The following is a 19,192-nucleotide window of genomic DNA, read 5'->3' as shown; positions in this document are numbered from 1 at the left end:
AACAACTCGCGAATCCGCCAAGAACCATCGACTCTTGCGTTGGAGGACACTGATCATGTCGCAATTGCCGCCGTCCCTCGCGTGGTTCGCCCGCCATGGCTTTCGCCTCGCCGTGGGCGCCACCGTGCTCTTGGGTGTGCTCATCGTGTTGCATCCGTACACGATGCCCAAGCGCTATCCACTTTTGGACATGGTCGATCTGCGCACGTACCGGGACGGCGGCCAAGCCATCCTTTCCGGCACACCGCTCTACGAGCTCGCGTCCGGCGGGTACAAACTGAATTTCGTTTACACGCCTTTCGCCGCCCTCACGTTCGTCCCGCTCGCACTGGTGCCGTGGTGGCTGACCGATCTTCTTGCGCCCATGGCGCAGCTGCTCCTTTTCGCGTGGACCATTTGGGTCGCCCTGCGGGCGCTCGGCCATGACGATGGGCGCGAGCTGCGGTATGCCACGTTGGGTCTCGCCGCCGTGTTTCTTTTCTTGGAACCGGTGCTTTTGACCCTTTGTTTCGGACAGATCAACATTGCGCTCATGGCGCTCATCCTTTGGGACCTCGGTATTCCGCGCACACCGCGTTGGCAACGCTGGCAAGGGGTGGCGGTAGGAATTGCCGCTGGAATCAAGCTCACGCCCGCGATTTTCATCGTCTATTTGGCTTGCAGCCGACGCCCGCGCTCGGCCCTGGTGGCCACTCTGACCTTTGCTGGCACCGCGGTGCTCGGCTTCCTTCTGGCACCCACGGATTCGATCGAATGGTGGGGCGGCACCTTCGCCCATGCATCGCGCATCGGCGAATACGGAACGTGTGTCAATCAGTCCTTGAGTGGATTGGTCACCCGTCTCACGCACCAAACCAGCCCCACCCAGCTGCCGTGGCTTCTTCTATGCCTGGTCACCGCCGTCATCGGATTGGCCACCGCCGCAGCCGTGCATCGCGCGGGTCATACCCTCTTGGGCATCGTGCTCTGTGGCATGACCGGAACCATGGTATCGCCTTTTTCCTGGACGCATCATTGGGTCTGGCTCGTCCCCCTCGCCATCGTGGCGCTTCACCACGCGGAAGAATTCCCGCGCACCACCCGCAGGGTCCTCTTTGGTGCGTTTGCACTATGCACGCTGGCATGGCCGATCGGCTTCGTCACCGGCCGGCACATGCCAGATATGTTCGCGCTCTTTGCCATTGGCCCGTGGCATGGACTCGAGCTCGTCTACCACAACTCCTTCATTCTTCTTTACGCCGTGGTCCTCACGTGGGGCCGACGTTGGTCTTATCGAGCGCAGCCCGCAGTGCACGCGCCAGCTTGACCGCGTCGTCGTTGGCCCAAAAATGCAAATAGAAGAGGCGCGGCTCGTCCCACAAATCGTGATGGTGCAACTCCGCAATCTCGATTCCGTGGGCGCGCAAGGTATCGACGACGCCTTGCACCTCGTCGGCGAGCATCGCAAAGTCGCCATTGATGGCCGCCTTGCCCTCGCCCGTGGGCTGAAAGCGAAGTGACGCCATCGCGCCAAACGTGGACGGCACCGGCATTCCGTGCATTTTCATGCTCTCTTTGCGCGGAAAGAGGTAATGCCGCACCCCCGCATCCATCACGCCGGTGCCACCCAGAATTTGATCGAGCTTCGCCGTATCCACGGTGTGCTCCACCGGCTTCGGCGGCGCCGCGCCCAAAGCCCCCGTTTGCGCGAGCGCCCCATGCACCAAGCGCGCAATCTCTGCTTGATCACCATTGGCCATGAGATGAATCCAGAGCACGCGCGGCTCTTCGCTGAGCAGATGCTTGTGCATCGCGGCCATCTTGACGGAGGTGCCCGAGAGTTTGCTCATCACGGCCTGCGCCTCGGTTTCCGTGGCCACGAAGTCCGCCATCACCATGACCTGGTCGTTCTTCATCGGATAGAAGATGAACGACGTCGTATGGGTGAGAGACGAGGACAATTCGAGCCCGCGCACGGTCAATTTCAAATCGGTGCGCGGGAATTCGAACTTGTACAAGCCACCCGGAAACGGTTTCCCTTGTTTGCCGAACACGCGGGCAACCGACGAATAGTCGTGGGCGGTCGCACCCGTGGTTTCGGTGACGACGTGCGCATCGCGCGCGCCGCCTGCACATCCCGTCAGGCCGAGTGCCAAGGCAAGCGCGAGCTGGCTGAGGGGTCTCGTGATGATCATACTTTCTCCCGTTGGTTTTTCGTGACGATGGCCAGTGCACCGGCGCCGCAAGTGACCGCGGTGATGGCCATGGGTAGCGGAGTTCCATCGCGACCGAGCCCGGCGATGGGGGCGACGATTGCGCCGGAAAGAAACTGAAAAACGCCGAGAAGCGCCGATGCGCTGCCCGCCGCATGGGGATAATTCTCCATGGCCAGCGCCGTGGCGTTGGGTATCACCATGCTCACGCTGCACACGATGATGAACATGCCGGCCAGCACGAACGGCAGCCCCGCGCCGCTGGTGGCCGCCACGAGAAGCGTCCCGGCCCCGACGGCGGTGGTGGTCAATCCGTAGCGCAGCAGGCGGGTCGCCGGAATGCGCTGCACGAGGTGCCGATTGAATTGCCCCGTGCCCAGGAGACCACACGCGTTGACGGCAAAGGCCAGGCTGTATTGTTGCGCCGACAGGTGAAACCCTTTTTGGAGCACGAACGACGATGCCGACAAATATGAAAAGAACGCCCCCATGGTCAGACTCACCGCCGCCAGGTAAGTCGCATAGGTACGATCGCCGAGGAGTGAGCGGAAGGTCCCCAAAGTTCGACGAAGGCCCGTCGGCTGGGGCGCAGGCAACGGCGGGAGACCTTTGGCAACCGCCGCAGACGCCACCAAGCCATAAATGACAAATACGGCGAATACGCCCCGCCAGGAGGTAATTCGCAATAGCTGGGCACCAACGATGGGCGCCACGATCGGTGCGACGCCCAGGACCATGACAAGAATGGAAAACGCACGCACGGCCGCCTTTCCCGAGTGGGTATCGCGCACGATGGCGCGCGCAATCACGATGCCCACGGCCGCGGAGGCACCTTGCGCGAAGCGAAGGACCACGAGCCACGCCACGGAGCCGGCCAAAGGACAGAGAGCGGAAACGAGCACATACCCCGCAAGCCCCGCGAGGAGCGGCCCCCGGCGGCCATAGCGATCGCTCAGCGGGCCGCCCATCGCTTGCCCCAGGGCCAAACCCGCCAAGCAGGCCGTCAAGGTGAGTTGAATGTGCGCGGCACTCGCCCCGAAATCCGCGGCCATGGCGGGGAACGCGGGAAGGTTCAAATCGATGGTGAGCGGCCCCAGGGCCGACAGCGCCCCCAGAAGGACGAGAAGGTTTACGCGACCCACGGTCCGCGCGTCCAACCTTGGAGATCGTAGTCGTCCATGCACTCTTGCACGAAGGCTTCGCAACGCTGGATGGATCCCCGCCGTGTGGCCCACTTGAGGGCGTCCAGTCGAACTTGCTCGCCGTTGCCCGAGTAGTTGCGCTCGTACAGCTCGTGGCGCCCGCCGAACTCCGTGCCGACGGCGTCCCACACCAACTTGAACAGCTTGATGCGCTCGAGCGCGCTCGTGTCGGAGCCGCGGTAATAGCGGTCGATGAGCGGGCGAAGCTCGGGATTTTGCAGATCGCGGTGGCTGGATGGAACGACCAGCGGCGCACCGCCGAGGTGGGTCTCGAAGAGCGCGTGCACGCGGTCCCAGATCTGTGCATTGTGCACGCGCATGGCCGACGCATATTCGAGCTTGGGCACCACGGTGCCGCCGGCGTTCGGCTCGGGATCGTAGGCCATGGCGGTGGTGAGGCCCCACACCATGTCGCGCATGGAGATGAGCTCTCCGATGGCCGCTTGCACACCGCGAAAGACGTCGGTGCCATTGACCTTTGCGCCCCGCGAGAGAAGCCCGGTCATGAGATCGAGCTTGGTGGCCAATCGAATGCCGGATTGAAAATTGTACAGATTGGCAAAACCCGATTTGGCGTAGAACCCGGTCGACCGCTCGATGTCGCGGTACACGAGGACGTCCTCCCAGGGGATGAACGCCTCGTCCAAGACGAGAACGGCATCGTTTTCGTCGAAGCGGCTGGCCAGCGGCTGGTCGAAGGGCGCACTGCGCGCGTACGGAGTTCGGCACAACAGGTGCGCCCGTGGGTTGTCCATGCGGACGAAGAACACCGTGGCAAAGTCTTCGGCCTTGCCCGATTCGAGCACCGCGGAGGCCACCGGGGCGACGAAGCTCGCGTGGGTGATGGCGGAGCCGGTGGCCAGCATTTTCGCGCCGCTCACCACGATGCCGGCATCGGTCTCGCGCACGACCCGAATGAAGACGTCCTCCATGTCGTGGATGGGGCGTTTTCGGTCGATGGGCGGATTGATGATCACATGATTGAGGTACAGCGCCCGCTCGGTGAATTCGCGGTACCAGGCCACGGCGTTTTTGGCGAAGGGCCCGTAGTAATCTGCATTGACCGCCAAGCCGGCCATGAACGCCGCTTTGTAATCGGGGGTCCGGCCGAGAAATCCGTAGCCCATACGCGACCAGATCGCGATGGCCTCCCGCGCCTCCACGAGGTCTTGGCTGCTGCGACTCGGCTTGAAAAACTTGTGCGTCCGCGTCCCGAACGCGTCGATGCCCGTGAGCGCATCGGACGTGGCGGGATCGTGCAGCGCATCGTACATCCGGGCAATGGAACGCGCCGCATTGCGAAAGGCGGGGTGTTTGGTGACATCCGAGACCTTCTCGCCATTCACGTAGACATTGCGGGCATCGCGGAGGCTTTCGAGGTATTCCTCGCCGGTCAACAAGTGATTCATTGGTACGACACCAGGCCAGGGTTGTTCAGCGGAGGATCCCCCAACACGTGCACGCGCTGGAGGTGGCGAGGGGCACGGGAAACGAAGGCCTCTCGCCCGTGCAGCAAGGTGTAATTGTCGGAGACGACGATATCGCCCGCTTGCCAGGCGTGCGCATAGTAGTTTTCCGGCGCACGGAGGGCGGCCTGCAGGCTGCGGTGGAATTCGAGGAGTTCGTCGGCGAAGACACCGGTGAATTCGAGATTCGGGTGGTTGACGAAGCTCTCATCGTTCGCGTCGGCCGGCTCGTTGTAGCGAATGACCGGGAATCCGCGGTCGGGGTGGGCCGTCACGACCGGCGAGATGGTTTTGCTATCGTAAAATTCCATTTTTCGGTGGTAGATGCCCGTCACTCTTTTCCAGAGTTCGCGCGTGGCGAGCGGCGCACGCTCGAGCGCAAGCACGGTGTTGGAAAAGGTGGTTCGCCCGCCTTGGCCCGCCAGCGGCGCGCGCACGCAGTGGAAGACTTGAAATTCGGGCACCTGCGGCCGGTACATTCCGTCCCAGTGCAGCGGGACGTAGTTGTTGTCGAAGATATGGTCTTGCGGATCGTCCTGCTCGATGAGCTCGAGCACCTTGCCAAAGGGCCAGATGCTCACCTCACCCCACCGGGCGCAGTACTCGGCAAAGGCATCGGCATCGTCGAAGGGGAGGAAATCGCGAAGCACGAGCAAATGGTGCTTTCGCGCAAGCTCGCGGAGCGGGCCAATGGCAAGTTCCGACGGGTGGCGTTCGGGGCCGCGGGCGCGAATCATCACGCCGAAGGGTGTGACCTGCTCTACGGAATGCGTATCGTACGTCGTGGTCATGATGCACCCGTCAATTCGTAATGGCTGGCGCGCCCTTCGCGGGCAACGACGCGGGCCCCCAGGGCCTCGGCCTCGATGCGTTTGAGCAAGACGAACCGCCCGCCCATGTCGACCGCCACACCGTGCCAAGGAGTAAGCCAGCTGTCGGCCGTTTCCATCATGTGAATTCCGAGTTTTTCGCTGCCGCACGTCTGCGGGTGAATCGACAGCCGAACCGATTGCGGAAAGTGCGCCTCGAGCAGGCGACCCCACGCTTGGCTGCGGCGAATGACCTCGTAGGCGCGGCGGCGGCATTCGCGCTGCAAGGCGCTGCGTGAGGCGGTGCCGTCGGGCCGCGTGGCATCCTCGACGAGGAATCGCGTGATTCCGCAATAGAGGCGGTGCGGCTCCCCCCCGGCGCGAACCGCGTTGCGCAGGGCTTCCAGCGATTCGCCGTATTCGAGCATGAGCCGCTCGCGCATGCTCTCGAAGGAGAGACCTTCGAAGACTTGATCGAGGTTGAACGTCGCCAACGACGATGTCGAAATGCGGGCCATCATGGCCGACAGCTCGTGCTGGTAGCCGGTAATATCGACGTCGCGTATCCCGACGATGTCATTGAAGACACGGCCATCGGAGCAGAGGATGACACGTGCGCCGGGCGCATATTCGCGCTGGATGCGCTCGCAGAGCGTCGCAAGGAACTCGAGCGAGCGCTGTTCGGCCATGTCGGGCATGGGGCCGAGCACTTTGGACGGATTGGGAGATTTGCCCGGGAATGCAGGCAATACGAAGGAGACAGGCTCGCGGCGCGCAACCGCTGTGACGACGCGGGCAAGATGCGGAGCAAGGCACTCGGCGCACGGCGAATCGCCGCAGCTAACGCCAGTTGCGGGCACGCGGCGAGCGCGCATGACGTGCATCAAGAGTTGCGTGCCGAGTTTCCAGGCTTCCTCGGGTGCAGCGATGTCGAGCCCTGTCGATGGACGGGTGCCGTAACACGTTTGGGTCGTGTGCATGGTCGGTGTCGTTGCCTCGTGAAATCAGAGGGCGACTCAACTTAACGCGATGTCATTCCCAAGACGAATGAATCGCGTCACTGACTGCAATAAGTAAGAGTTATATCTGTGGGCGCGATAGCGCGAGCGTGTCGAGAGCGCGAAGTCTCAACCCGTGAGCGCCGTCGAAGCAATGGCCACCAACGCTTTACCCGCGCGGGAGGCCAGTACTTCGTTGCGGTAAATGAGATATATCTCGTCGTGAAAACTCGGCATGGATGGGACGCTGCAGAGACGCATGCCAGGCCCACATCGCGCCACACGAGACGGCAGAATACCGAATCCCGCGCCGGAAGAAACGAGCGCGCGAATCACTTCCAAGCTTGGGCATCCGATGAAACGTCGGATGTGGAGAGAACGCGCCCCAAGTTTTTTCAAGACGTATTGCGTCTGCAAAAGCTCGGGATCTCCAAAGAGATCGTGCTCGTAACGCCCTCGTTCGACCTCGAACACGGTCACCACGTCGGTGCCGAGCTTTTTGAGCACGAGATCGGGGTGCACCACGGGATTGACCACGAACGCCAGGTCGACGCGAAAGTCGATGACCGCTTCGGTGATCCGGCGGGAAAGATCGTGGGCCAATTGGATCTCGATGCCGGGGGCTTGCGCGGTAAGATCGCTGAAGAATTTCGGCAACATGTAGGCCCCGACCGAGGGGTGGCATCCAAGCCGATAACGGCCTTTGACCTCCGTATCATCGGCCTTCGCCGCCGCCTGCACGGACTCCCACATTTCGAGCAAATGAGCGGCGCGTCCGGCCGTCCGTTCCCCGGCCTTGGTCAGCTGCACGCCGGTGCGTGTGCGCAAGAGCAACTTCGAGCCCACCGAAGCCTCGAGCTTCTTCATCGCCTGGGTGAGCGCCGGCTGTGTAATTCCCAGCCTCACGGCGGCCCGCGATAGATTCGAGGTCTTGGCAATTTCGAGAAAGTACTTTAACTCCGTAGCACTCGGCAGCATCGGCCCGAATCTCCCGTTTCGAGCCGACCTTCACCCGCCCTCAGGTTTCTCCCGGCCCTTTTCCTGGAGTCATGGAGCAATGTGCATGATTGTCGTTGCATCAACAAGTCAATGCGGATGCATCGGTGTGTTCCATGCGGTGCAACAATGGCATTCTAGCTCAATGGAAAGCCTTTCTTCTCATTGTAAGAACACCCGATGATCGCGCCTTGCGAGCGCTCGGCCGATGTCAAATTGGCGCGTTCGATGGCCCCGACGGATCATTTGGTACGAAATTATTTTTCGTCACGGGTGGGCGCAAAGCGCCAAACCGCGGCGGCATCCGGCCCAACCTCGAGCGTCGAATGACCGAGCGTCATCGTCTCGTGGTTCGTCGGCCGCGTGAGGGCAAAGCGCAGCTCGACCAGGCCGCGACGCACCGGGTCAGCGGTCACGCGCAACTCGACGCCATCGTTGAGGGCAGTGACGTCGTCACCCGTGCGAGTCACCGTCCACCCGTAAGCGGTGAGTGACTCGGCGAACTCGTCGCGTTCGCGGGCGGGCGTGAGAAAATGCGCACCGCGCACGTCTCGGAGCAGGCGTTCCGGATGGTATCCCTTGGCGTTGAAGGTCGCACGCGTGATGTCCTCGGGCCCGCTGCGAAAGGCGGCGAACTTCTTCAAGGACATGAAATCGGGCAGGTACTCCATGACCCAACATTCCAACCAGGTGTCGTCGCGCTCAGGCAGCAGCTTTGCGGATTTGAACCAAGGGATTTCGGTTCCGTCCGACTTGGTGAGGTTCAGCGTGCGCACGCGGATCGGTGTGTTCGAAGAACGAACCCTGTTCACCATGGCATCCAATTCGCCGATCTTGTCGACGCCCAGACCGATACCGCCCTCGCCCGTCCTCTGTTTCGGTGACGGTCCGAAGAATTCGACGTACGTCTCGCGCCCCGTTACATAGAACCCCGTCCAGGAACGGCCATCGGCCTGCGTCGTCGAAAGGTTGGTGCCGGCAAAGGTTTCCGTGATGAAGGGGCTCTTCGAGATCGCGGTCACCGTCTCCTCGTCGAACTGGCCGAGAACGTGATTGAGCCGCACCTTGGAACTAGCAACGACGGGCGCCGATGTTGCCGATGCGGGTGGGCGCGCGGGAGGAGGTTCGCGGGAGGCGCATGCGGCCAAAAGGCCAAGTGAGCTCAGGATCCCAAGGGCGAGTGTTTCACGAATCATGAACCGCGGCATATTTGCTCCTGCTCGATTCGGACGTAACCAGATAAGGCGTCGTAGACGGCCCTGGGTGAGGCGCCGAGTGGCGATTGGTGGGGATCGGCGGCGAAGGAGACTTCCAGGATTTCGCCGGGAACGACGGAGACGAAGTAGCTCTCGATGGAGAGAATGCCATCGGTCCATGCGAAACCGAGGCAAGTCGCGCCGGCGATTTCCGCGTCGAACCGCTCGGGATATCCCTGCTGAACGCGCCTGCCCATGATCTGGGATGCGAATGCGTCCACGGAATCGTCCGTCGGGTGGACGGCGAACGCCACGGAGATGGGCGCTTGGTCCGGCGGCCGCTGTGAATATTGGAACGAATGGGCAATCCAGGTGTTTCGCTCGCCGAGGCGGCGCACGGTCCAGGTTTCATGCGCGCGAAGTCGGATACCGTGTGGACGAAGATCGCTCTGCACGGGATCCCATTCCGAGGGATGCGCGGTCAAGCGAAACCAGGTATCGCCCGGGTTGTTCTTCATGGTCATTTCCACGTCGAACACGGTGTGGCGGATCGTCATGGGCGCCACGACGTGGCCACCGTAGGGCATCGGAGAGCCACCGGATGCCACCGCGAAGGAGACAGCCAGACGTGCGCACACGCTTCGAAAGAACGAATTGGCGAGGTCCATCCAGATCCAGCTCGTGTCCGAGCCCACGATGAACTCAATCGCATTTCGGCCGTGGCCGCGCGCTTCGATCGTTGTCGCGAAAGCGAGGATATCGATCATGTCGTCGACGAAGCGAAGCACCTCCCCTTCGAGCCCGCGCATCGCTCGATAACACGCAGCGGCAAGCGCCGAGCTCTTGCTCCGCCGTACCGATGGCAGCAACTCACCGACCGCGTTTGCCCAATGCTGAGCGATGAATCCACCCTTGTCGACATCGCGGGCCGCAATCCGCTGGAGCATTTCGTTCTCGGTGCGTTCGCGGATCCATGATGCCGCCGTTTCGCGCCATTCGCATAGCTGCACCAGAGCCATCGTCGCCTTTGCCAACCAATCGTCCACCGACTCGATGCCAGACTCCACATCGCGTCGAACGCGCTCGATCACCGTGTCGATGCGCTCACGCGCTCGCGCATCGAAGTCCGGATCGATGAGGTGGCCCACGGCGGCAAGCTGCGGGGATACCCATGAACCTCGATCGAAGGCCGCCCAAAGCTCGGCTTTACGACGGCGGTTCAAACCTGCAATGAGCAGGGCCACGGCCCCCACCACTTGCACGCGCCAATTGCGGTCCGCGAGAAGCTCATGGATTTCCGCGTCGACATGCTCCCCACTTCGGGCAACCGCGTCGCGTACGGCCTGGACGCTTTGGGCCGCATCGGCGGGTGAGCACCCTAGCAGCGAGGAGTAACGCGGTTCCCCGGAACGCGGGCTGGTCGGAAACAGCGCCGCAAACGACGGGAAGGCCGCAAACACGGGCCGTTGCGGTGCGGATTGCGGAGGGTGTTTTTCCGGCATGCGACCCACGTCGAAGCCCTGGAGCATACGCACTTGTTCCCGTACGTGCTTGCCCGCAGAGCTCATGCGAGCCCCATTTTCGCGACGTTGCGGCACATCACGGAGTCATCGCGGGCATGGGCGGCGTCGGCGAATACAATGCCGGCTGGTGAACCGGGTCCGTTTGCGATTGCACGGCGATCACGGAACCGGCAGCGGACGCCGCGTCCGTCAACGCCAACGCGCGACCGCGTTCCTGGCAAATGCAGCCTTCCGTGTAGCTACCCATGAAAACCATGCCGGCGAAATCGAGCCCCTGGGCCTCGCATTTCACGCGGCAGCCTGCAGCGCCTTCCTTGATGCGGGAGGAGCCCTGGAACGTCGTCGAACAGCCCAGAACCGCGACAGCGGCGAGGACGAACAGCGTGAACGGGGTGCGATGTTTCATCGTCGCACCTATCGCGAACTGCAGGCGCAAATTCAAGCCGCGTCACGGGTGCCCGGGCCCGGGACGCACAGCGGTAGAACGTATTTCTTCATCGCCCCCTCGCAGGTCTCTCGGCTCACCGCGGTGCCGAAGCACTTTTTCCACATATCTCGCTCTTCAGGGATGCTGCAACGAATGGCATCGGCGAGGCCGTCCCAAGTGGGGGCGACGAATAGATTGCCGTCGGAAACGAATACGTCACCGCCCAGCAGCCGAGCTGCGCGCTCCACGAACCACGCAAACACGATATCCATCGACGGCGGATGACACAGTGCAAACTGCAACCACACATCGCTCCCCCACTGGGACTCGCCAATCCAGATCTCGATGAGATGAAAAACGTCTTCGTAGCGCAGAAAAACCTTCCTGTTCGAATCCGTATTCCTCGAATGCCCATCTCTGCGGGCCCGTATTGCAGACGGATCCGGCGCGCCAACCTGGCGTGATGGTCAAGTCGTCACATTGACCGCGTCATTCGTTTATTGAATTGCCGTTTTGGCAGCTGGATCGACAACCTCGATCGGACGAGCAACTTCGACGGAGTCGTGGTCGACTCCAGAGGCATGAGAGCGTCCATCGTCGTCACTGTGCTCGTTTCCGCTGCGGCGGCGTGCGCGCCGCGTTCAAACACATCGTCCGCCAAGGTAAGCCCAGCGGCCGCAGCCCCCACCGCCACGACGAACTCCGCCAGTGCGCGCTCAGGGGTCGTCGAAACTTTTCACGGTGTTTCGGTGGCGGACCCGTTTCGCTGGCTCGAGGACGGCAACGACCCCGCCGTTCTCGACTGGGCCAATGCCGAGGATCGCCAAGCCCGGGCGCTCCTGCAGGCGGTCCCGGAGCGCCCCGCGCTGGCGGGCGAGCTGGAAAGAATCAGCCGAAACTCCGAATGGCTCGATGTGCCGATCAAAAAGGGCGGCCGCTACTATTATGCCCGGCGCGACGCCCCACACGAGCGGGGCACCTATTTCGAATACGATCCGGCGACCAAGAAAGAGACGGCCCTGGTCGATTTGGATCGGCTCGACCCGAACGAGCAGCTCATTGCGATGTGGTGGAGAGTCTCCCACAACGGGCGCTACGTCATCTTTTGCATGAGCAACAAAGGCGGCGATGCCTTGGAAGGCCGCGTGTTCGACGTACGTGCCCGAGCATGGCTGCCCGATCGCGTAGGCAACATGCGGCATTCGTACCCCGTTTGGGATACCAATGAAAAAGGCTTCTATTACACGTGGTCGCCGAACCACCTCGATCTTTCACCCGAAAAACGCGCGGCTCAATCCCGCATTCAATATCACCTTTTGCGAACCGCCGCAGACGCGGACACCATCGTCAAGGAGCCACACCATGAAGACGGCGTCCTCGAGGTCCCCGGTCTATCCGACGATGGCCGCTGGTTGATCGCTTCGCGCTGGTACGGGACGACGAAGAACGCCTACACGGTATTCGACCGGGCGTCGAAACATGGCGTGTGGAAACCCTTCACACCGGATCGTGATGCGCAGTACAGCAGCGATCATCGCGGGAACCTCCTGTACGTCGTGACCACGGAAGACGCTCCGCGGAGGCGCATGCTCCTCGCGGACATGCTGCACCCCGAACGTGACCGGTGGCGCGAGATCGTGCATCAGCGCGAGGATGCGTCGATAACGCATTTCGGGTTGTTCGAAAAGCATATGGCCATCGAATACAGGAAGGGCGGCGAGAACGAGTACGCCATTCATCGTCTCGACGGCACCTACGTTCGCAACGTCCAGCCGCCCGGAGTAGGTTCCCTTTCGGGGCTGATCGTGCCCCCTCCCTATAATGAGGGAACGGTGGCCTTTGCAAGCTACACGCAACCCATGACGCCGTACGTGATGCGCTCTCCAAGCTTCGCGCTGGAACGGTTTCCCTTGGCGAAAGAGCGCGCCTCGGACAGCGCATACATCACGGAAAAAGTCCTCTACACGTCGCCCGACGGAACGCGAGGCCCCATCTTCGTGGTCCGCGCCAAGTCGACTCCGCGAAACCAGCCAGCCCCGCTGATTCTCCATGCCTACGGCGCGTTTGGCATCACACTCGAACCAGGGTATCGAAAAGGCATCGAGGCCTGGCTCGACCGAGGTGGAATTTACGCCGAAGCCATGATTCGCGGCGGAGGCGAGTTCGGCGACGAATGGCACCGCGCCGGCATGAGGCAAAAACGCGCAAACGTCTATGCCGATTTCATTGCCGCTTCCGAGCAATTGGTTCACGACCACTGGACCACGCCCTCGCAATTCGTCATTCGAGGCAAGTCCGCAGGTGGACTCTTGACCACCGTTGCCATGACGGAACGTCCAGACCTCTACGCGGGCGTCATCGCCGAGGTACCGTGCACGGACATGGTCCGCTACCGCATCGGCGGTTACGGTCCTCTCTGGACCGCAGAATTCGGTGACCCAGAAAAATCCGACGAATTCGCCGCACTCCTACGTTATTCGCCCTACCATAACGTGAAATCTGGAGTCCGATATCCGTGGGTTCTCGTCACGGCCAGCACCGACGACGACCGCCTCAATCCCATGCACGGCCGCAAGTTCGTCGCCGCCCTGCACGCAGCCGCCCCCGCCGCCACCGTTCTCTACCGCCTCGAACGAGACGCCGCCCACGGAGGCGCCACCACCGCCACCCACTGGGTCCAAAGCGAAGCCGATATCTACACCTTCGCCCGCGCCGCCATCACCGCCCACGCCGCCGTTCAATGATTCCGACGGCGCGACACGATCACCCCGTGCGCCTATGGCAGCCACCGCTTCCGTGGACCATACGGCACACATTCTCGCCCCGTCGCGAAACCGTGCCCCTCTGTTTCACCCGTGCCGTTCCGTCACGAATCCTTCTTCCCAATGGTCCCTGTCAATCTCGTAGCGCTCGATGTGGAAATCGTCCGGGTGCTCTCGGAACCCCGGTTGTTCCTTGAGCCGCAACACGGCGGCTTCCGCCTTCACTCGAGTCGAATAGACGCCAATGAACTTGATCTCTTCGGATTCATCCCGTTCGTAGGCATGCTGAACAACGAATACAGCGTCCACTCGCCTCACCCTTCATTCGTAGGTCTGGGCAGCATCATTGGCTGAAACGCGCGCGCGTTCAATGAGCGCGCACACCATGTTTGTAGACGCGGGCGATCGCGCGGGTGGCCAAAATGTCCTCGGTGGGGTCTCCCGCGACCAGGAGCAGATCGGCGCGGGCGCCCACGGCGATGTGGCCGCGGTCGGCGATCGCATCGAACGAGGCGGCGGGGACGGAGGTGGCCGCGCGCAGCGCTTCGATGGGCGATAGGCCCGCTTTGACGAGCAGCTCCATTTCGCCGTGCAGACTGGCGCCGTGGGTGACGCCGGCGTTTCCCGCGTCGGTGCCGGCGAGGATGGGCACCCCCGCGCCGTGTAGCATCGAAACGGATTCCAGCACGTGGGCGAAGCAATCGCGGTCCGAATCGACCGCCCATGCTTCGGCGGCCAGAACGTGTTTTGCGCGCTCACCCAGACGAGGCGCCAGCCGCGGATCGTTCAAAACCGCCTTGCCCGGCGCCAGCCCGCACGTGCCCTGCAGCACGCTGAGCGTCGGAACGACGAAGATGTGCCGGCGCCCCATTTCCTCCACGAGGCGCTGCACCGCCGCGCGATCCCAGCCCACCGCCTTACCGTTCCGAAATCGCCCATTGAACCGATCGATGAACACGTGGGCCAGCCCGTCGACACCTGCGGCCACGGCCACCTCGGCGTCGACGCGGAAGTTGACGTGGCTGACAACCCGCCGACCGCGGGCGTGGGCGGCGTCAACGACGGCGCGGGCCTTCTCCTCGTTCAAGGTCGGCAATTCGCTCGAGATGATCAACTTGATGAACGACGACCCCTCGCGCACGCGGGCCTCGACGAAGGCGTCCGCATCTTCGGCACGCGCGAGCGTGGGACCCCGATTCCCAAACTCGGTCCCGTGACCTCCCGGGGCCGTCACCCGGACGCCCGCCCCGAAGGCATCGGCCCATTGCGGATTGTCCTGTGCGCGCATCTCGGCAAGCCGAGCCGGACGGGAACCGGCCATGTCCATTTCCGTCGTGACGCCAAAAGCAATGGCCTCGGCGAGTGACTCTTCACTCGCACTCCGGTGCGTATGCGCATCGATGAGACCCGGCAAAAGCGTGTGACCTCGGGCGTCCACCTCCTCCACCTCCGCGTCTCCCTCGTCGATGCACGAGATTTCCCCGAGCGCGGCAATGCTCCCGTCCACGACGAGAACGTCACTGCCCGTAAGCACGCGGTCGCCGTCGAAAACGCGGCCGCCGCGAAAATGAAGCGCACGATGGCCGGTGACGTGAACACAGGGCGGCTTGGTCGGCCAAAGGCAAAAAGCCCCGATGGCCATGGCAACTACGCCGAATGCGCCCAAAACCCTTCGACCCATGTGCGGGACACTATCGAGCGACCGATTCAATGGCCACGCTTGAACTTCGATTCTCGCGACGTCGCGAGAGAAGTGATCACTAACCGCTCCGATGTCTTGAATTCATTTCTATTGCCGCCATACGTTTGCTTATTTAAAGGATCAACTTTCTCCACCCTCGTGCCGCTCGACAATTACGTGGGGCGCGATACCTTCTTGCCGATATGCGAGTGTCGACGACGGCCCCGACGGGGCAAAGGCGAAGACGCTGCCGAAATACTCGATTCTCCCACTTTTTCGTATTTTCTGCGATTCCGTGGCTTGCGGCGTCCGTTGCGGGCTGCACCCTTTTGGCCGATCTCGATTTTCCCGGGGGCGGCGAGCCACAAGGGCCGGACCTCACGAAAGACGGCGGAAATGCATTCTGGGATGGAGCGGGACAGGACGGCGTCGATGCAGCGCTGGACGGATCGCCAGTGGATACTGGCTTCGGCGATGCAAAGAATACGGACAAAGATGCCACTCCACCTGGCCCCAAATATGCCGCAGAAGTCCGCACCGATCGGCCTGTTGGCTATTGGCGACTTGGAGAGCCTTCAGGTACCGCCTCGAGGGATGAAATTGCGGGGAATGCGGGTACCTATGAACAAGGGGTTTTCCTCGGCGCCGCCGGCGTCGTTTCGAACGACACGGCCGCGCGATTCGATGGGCAGTCCGGGAGCCGCGTTCGCGTTGGCGATGTATTCGACTTTTCGGGCAAAGCCCCGTGCACGCTCGAGGCATGGGTCAAATGGGATGGGGGCAACGCTGCATATATCATTGCGAAGAAATCCGCCATCGACGGCACGGGCTATTTGCTGTTGGTCAACCCGAGCCCTGTCGCGAGCAACCAAGCCATTTGGATTTATACGAGAACGCTGGGCGATAGAACGGACGTGGTGAGCTACACCACGTCCGTCAGCACGAAATTTGCGCACGTCGTGGCCACCTTCGACGGCATGCGGGGACGCATCTTCTACAATGGGGTCGAGGCAGCCAGCGCGTCCTTCGGCCTGAGCATACTCGGCACGGGTGCGACGCTATCGTTCGGCGCCAATTCGGGTGGCGACCATGCATTCAAAGGCTCGCTCGACGAAATTGCGATCTACGACCGCGCGCTCACGGCGGACCGCATTCAAGCGCATTACAACGCCGCAAACAGTAAGTAAGCACCTACCACGCAGCATCGATACCCGCCATCGCACCGCCCCGAATGGGGCTTAGTGCGATGTGTGGGGTATTGCGCGCTTCTTTTTTCGATGTCGAGGCGGAACGGATAAACAGATATGTCGCCACGCCGAGGCTGACCAGGGCAACACCACCTCCGATGTCTGCGAGGAGAAGCTTGGTCCGCGTGCCGTCGACATCCGAGCTCTGGCAGTTCTTCGTTTTGGCGCAACCGTCGTGGTAGTCGCGCGTCTCCTGCAAACCGGTGATACCGAAATAGAGAGCGCCCCCGGCGGCGAGCAGCCCCACGCCCCCCAAGATGAACGCGCCTGTCCGGCCACCGCCCCCGGATGATTCGGCGGGCGGCGGTACCAATGGTGGGGAGGTATCGCGCTCACGCGAGCTGCTGCCCTCGGATGCGACCTCCTCGAACGTCGCCGTCACCGCGCGGTTTCGTTCCCGCTCGTGGACCACGATCGTTTGCTCCACCGGCACACGACCTTCGCTCTCGAACCGCACCTTGTGCGTCCCAGGCTCCATCGGGACCGCTCGTCCGTCGAGGCCCTCGACCGATCGCTGGCCATCCACGATGACACGCACCGCAGAGAGGGTGCGCGCCCCCGAAGTTTGCGCGCGAAAGACCACGGAGGGAATGCGCGAGTCGATATCCGACAACCAATTCACGCAGTCCTTCCGCACGACGGCAGGGCAGGACTCGCTCGCGCAAAGGAGAAACTTGCTCCGCGTCTCGAGGAGCTTTTTCTCGTCGCGAAGCTTCTGGCCCTGCTCTGCCGCTGCGGCGCATTGCTCTTTCGTTTGTGCGGAGGCGGACGGTGCGAGCATCCACGCGACGGATCCGAGTGCACTCACCAGAACGAACTTTTTCGTCATCGTCATAGGCATTCGCGTTTGTATTGTTTATGGCCCGCCGCATCGACGACATAAGGCGGATCGCAGGTCGCCGCACTCGTTTGCGCGGGCGGGGCCGCGGGCACCGGTGCGGCAATCGGCGTCGGGGCGCGTTTATGACTCTGGGCGGGGCTCGTCTTCTTCGCGGGGGCGCGCGCGCCTGCGTCGCTCGGAGCTACCTCCGTCGGTGCAATCGCGCGCGCTTCGATGGACGGTGCCGGCTTGGCTGTCTCCGCAGGCACCGGCGGCGGTGGGGCATGCGACGCCGTGGCGGTGAGCGGCGCCGATGCCGATGCCGTGACCGCGGCGTACGGCGCTGGCTTTGGCGAAAGAGAACCACCGCGCGCGCGCCAGACCACCGCCAGCACCATGAGCCCTGCCAGCGCACCCAGGGCAATCGCCGCCACGATGAAGGCGTTGCGACGCTTGCGCTCACGCACGTATTCGAGCCACGGATCGCTCTGCGAACCCACGGAGAGACGCGAGTGGCTCTCCGGCTGACTCACCGGCACGGGTGTGGGGACGAAGGTAAACTCGTCGTCGGGGAGCGTCCGCCGCAGGAAAATCTGCGACCCCGAGTGCCCCCCGATGTCCGTCCCCGGAATCGGCCCCATATTCGTCTCGGGCGCGGCCTCCAGCTCCTCGGGGGAGGGCTTGCTCTTTTCCAAAGCAGCCAGCTGCACGGCGCGGCGACGCAGGTCCTTTTGCGCCACCGCCTCGACCCATTCGCCAACCTCGGACGACGAAGCGACACCGATGGCTCGCTCCAGCGCCACGGCCATTTCGCGCGCGGTGGCATAGCGCCGCGAAGGATCGCGCTCGAGGCCGCGCAATGTCACCTTGTCGAGCGCGGCGCTCGTTTGCGCGGACATGTGCCCCTTCACCATGAGGTCACTCGGCGGCGTCACGGGGCGGTTGAGGATCTGGTCGATGACCATCGCCTCGTTGTCGCCTTTGAACAGACGATTGCCCGTGAGGAGCTCCCAGAGCGTCACCGCCGCCGCGTACACATCCGTTTGGCGCGATGTTTCGCCGCGAAACAATTCCGGCGGCATGTACGAAAGCTTGCCCTTGAGTTGCCCGGAAATCGATGTCTGCACGCGACCGGCGGCCTTGGCGACGCCAAAGTCGAGCAGGCGCGCAATGCCATCGCATCCAACGAGCACATTTTGCGGTGAGACGTCGCGATGCACGAGGCCGAGCAATTCGCCATGCTCGTCGCGCGCTTCGTGCGCCGCGTGAAGGCCATGCAACACGCCGCTCATGATGCTGCCCACGACGCGGAGCGGCGGCGGATAACCGCGCTCGCGCGAACGACGAACGAGGCGCGCCAGCGATTCGCCGTGGACGTATTCCATGATGAGGAAAAGCTCTTTGTCCGTCACCACGATGTCCAACGTGGGCAGCACGTTGGGATGACGAACCCGCGCGGCAACTCGCCCCTCGTCGAGGAACATGGCGACGAAATCGGGATTTCGCGCGAATTGCGCGTGCAGGCGCTTGATGGCCACCACGCGGGCGAACCCCATGGGTCCATACCAGCGGCCAAAGTGCACCGCGGCCATGCCGCCCGATGCGATTTCAGCGTGCAGCGCATAACGCTTCGCGATCTGAATCGGGCTCGGAATCGGAGTGGGAGTCAGAGTCGCCGTGGGCACTGCACTCCAAGCATAACCTATGGTTACTCTTGCTGCTTGCTCACTTTGCGGGCACACACCCTCGAGTGAGATTACCGTCCCATCGGTTCCTTTGCTTATTTAGTAATGACCGAAAATAGGGGCGTTGGCGTAATAGTCTACCATCATCATTACTAATGTTGTCGCCTGCACCCGAAAGGCTCAGCGTC

At 62.6% G+C, this 19,192-nt stretch carries 17 protein-coding genes; 3 read left to right on the top strand and 14 right to left on the bottom strand.

Features of this window, described 5'->3' with window-relative positions; translation table 11 throughout:
• Positions 1-55: 55 nt before the first annotated feature.
• On the top strand, positions 56-1,306 hold the full coding sequence (locus tag LZC95_51480) for a glycosyltransferase 87 family protein (GenBank protein WXA94833.1): 1,251 nt from the start codon (positions 56-58) through the stop codon (positions 1,304-1,306).
• Here the strand turns inward: LZC95_51480 and LZC95_51475 are convergent.
• The 10 genes from LZC95_51475 to LZC95_51430 form a co-directional block, all read right to left on the bottom strand.
• On the bottom strand, positions 1,248-2,174 hold the full coding sequence (locus tag LZC95_51475) for a DUF1259 domain-containing protein (protein ID WXA94832.1): 927 nt from the start codon (positions 2,172-2,174) through the stop codon (positions 1,248-1,250). The genes LZC95_51480 and LZC95_51475 overlap by 59 nt on opposite strands.
• Positions 2,171-3,334 carry a multidrug effflux MFS transporter gene (locus tag LZC95_51470; GenBank protein WXA94831.1) on the bottom strand — a complete coding sequence of 388 codons (1,164 nt, stop codon included), beginning with the start codon at positions 3,332-3,334 and terminating at the stop codon, positions 2,171-2,173. Before LZC95_51470 ends, LZC95_51475 begins: the two co-directional genes overlap by 4 nt.
• Complete coding sequence (locus tag LZC95_51465) at positions 3,322-4,803, bottom strand: 4-hydroxyphenylacetate 3-hydroxylase family protein (GenBank protein ID WXA94830.1); 1,482 nt, start codon at positions 4,801-4,803, stop codon at positions 3,322-3,324. The genes LZC95_51470 and LZC95_51465 overlap by 13 nt, the downstream gene beginning before the upstream one ends.
• Positions 4,800-5,651 (bottom strand): TauD/TfdA family dioxygenase, encoded by an 852-nt coding sequence (locus LZC95_51460; protein WXA94829.1) that lies wholly within the window; start codon positions 5,649-5,651, stop codon positions 4,800-4,802. Before LZC95_51460 ends, LZC95_51465 begins: the two co-directional genes overlap by 4 nt.
• On the bottom strand, positions 5,648-6,649 hold the full coding sequence (locus LZC95_51455; GenBank protein WXA94828.1) for an isocyanide synthase family protein: 1,002 nt from the start codon (positions 6,647-6,649) through the stop codon (positions 5,648-5,650). Before LZC95_51455 ends, LZC95_51460 begins: the two co-directional genes overlap by 4 nt.
• A gap of 147 nt (positions 6,650-6,796) precedes the next feature.
• Entirely contained in the window at positions 6,797-7,645 is an 849-nt protein-coding gene (locus tag LZC95_51450; GenBank protein WXA94827.1) for a LysR family transcriptional regulator, read from the bottom strand.
• Positions 7,646-7,920: 275 nt separating this feature from the next.
• On the bottom strand, positions 7,921-8,859 hold the full coding sequence (locus LZC95_51445; GenBank protein ID WXA94826.1) for a DUF5829 family protein: 939 nt from the start codon (positions 8,857-8,859) through the stop codon (positions 7,921-7,923).
• Positions 8,856-10,427, bottom strand: a complete 1,572-nt coding sequence (locus tag LZC95_51440; protein ID WXA94825.1) for a hypothetical protein — start codon at positions 10,425-10,427, stop codon at positions 8,856-8,858. The genes LZC95_51445 and LZC95_51440 overlap by 4 nt, the downstream gene beginning before the upstream one ends.
• 31 nt (positions 10,428-10,458) lie before the next feature.
• On the bottom strand, positions 10,459-10,788 hold the full coding sequence (locus LZC95_51435) for a hypothetical protein (GenBank protein WXA94824.1): 330 nt from the start codon (positions 10,786-10,788) through the stop codon (positions 10,459-10,461).
• A 32-nt stretch (positions 10,789-10,820) separates the two neighbouring features.
• Positions 10,821-11,081, bottom strand: a complete 261-nt coding sequence (locus LZC95_51430) for a hypothetical protein (protein ID WXA94823.1) — start codon at positions 11,079-11,081, stop codon at positions 10,821-10,823.
• 309 nt (positions 11,082-11,390) lie between these two features.
• On the opposite strand from LZC95_51430, the gene LZC95_51425 reads away from it, so the two are divergent.
• Positions 11,391-13,553, top strand: a complete 2,163-nt coding sequence (locus LZC95_51425) for a prolyl oligopeptidase family serine peptidase (protein WXA94822.1) — start codon at positions 11,391-11,393, stop codon at positions 13,551-13,553.
• A gap of 105 nt (positions 13,554-13,658) precedes the next feature.
• On the opposite strand, the gene LZC95_51420 is transcribed toward LZC95_51425, so the two are convergent.
• Both LZC95_51420 and LZC95_51415 read right to left on the bottom strand, forming a co-directional pair.
• On the bottom strand, positions 13,659-13,880 hold the full coding sequence (locus LZC95_51420) for a hypothetical protein (protein ID WXA94821.1): 222 nt from the start codon (positions 13,878-13,880) through the stop codon (positions 13,659-13,661).
• A 58-nt stretch (positions 13,881-13,938) separates the two neighbouring features.
• Positions 13,939-15,252 carry an amidohydrolase family protein gene (locus LZC95_51415; GenBank protein WXA94820.1) on the bottom strand — a complete coding sequence of 438 codons (1,314 nt, stop codon included), beginning with the start codon at positions 15,250-15,252 and terminating at the stop codon, positions 13,939-13,941.
• Between the two features lie 329 nt (positions 15,253-15,581).
• On the opposite strand from LZC95_51415, the gene LZC95_51410 reads away from it, so the two are divergent.
• Positions 15,582-16,439, top strand: coding sequence for a LamG domain-containing protein (locus LZC95_51410; GenBank protein ID WXA94819.1), 858 nt, complete (start codon positions 15,582-15,584; stop codon positions 16,437-16,439).
• Between the two features lie 4 nt (positions 16,440-16,443).
• On the opposite strand, the gene LZC95_51405 is transcribed toward LZC95_51410, so the two are convergent.
• Together LZC95_51405 and LZC95_51400 are read right to left on the bottom strand one after the other, a co-directional pair.
• Positions 16,444-17,328 (bottom strand): hypothetical protein, encoded by an 885-nt coding sequence (locus LZC95_51405; GenBank protein WXA94818.1) that lies wholly within the window; start codon positions 17,326-17,328, stop codon positions 16,444-16,446.
• A gap of 2 nt (positions 17,329-17,330) precedes the next feature.
• The gene (locus LZC95_51400; GenBank protein ID WXA94817.1) at positions 17,331-19,004 is read right to left on the bottom strand and encodes a protein kinase; all 1,674 of its coding nucleotides are present in this window, start codon (positions 19,002-19,004) and stop codon (positions 17,331-17,333) included.
• Between the last annotated feature and the right edge of the window lie 188 nt (positions 19,005-19,192).

Source organism: Sorangiineae bacterium MSr12523 (assembly GCA_037157775.1).
GTDB classification, from domain to species: domain Bacteria; phylum Myxococcota_A; class Polyangia; order Polyangiales; family Polyangiaceae; genus Pendulispora; species Pendulispora brunnea.
The sequence above is the reverse complement of the archived record's forward strand: the minus strand, read 5'-3'. Positions and strand labels throughout refer to the sequence as shown.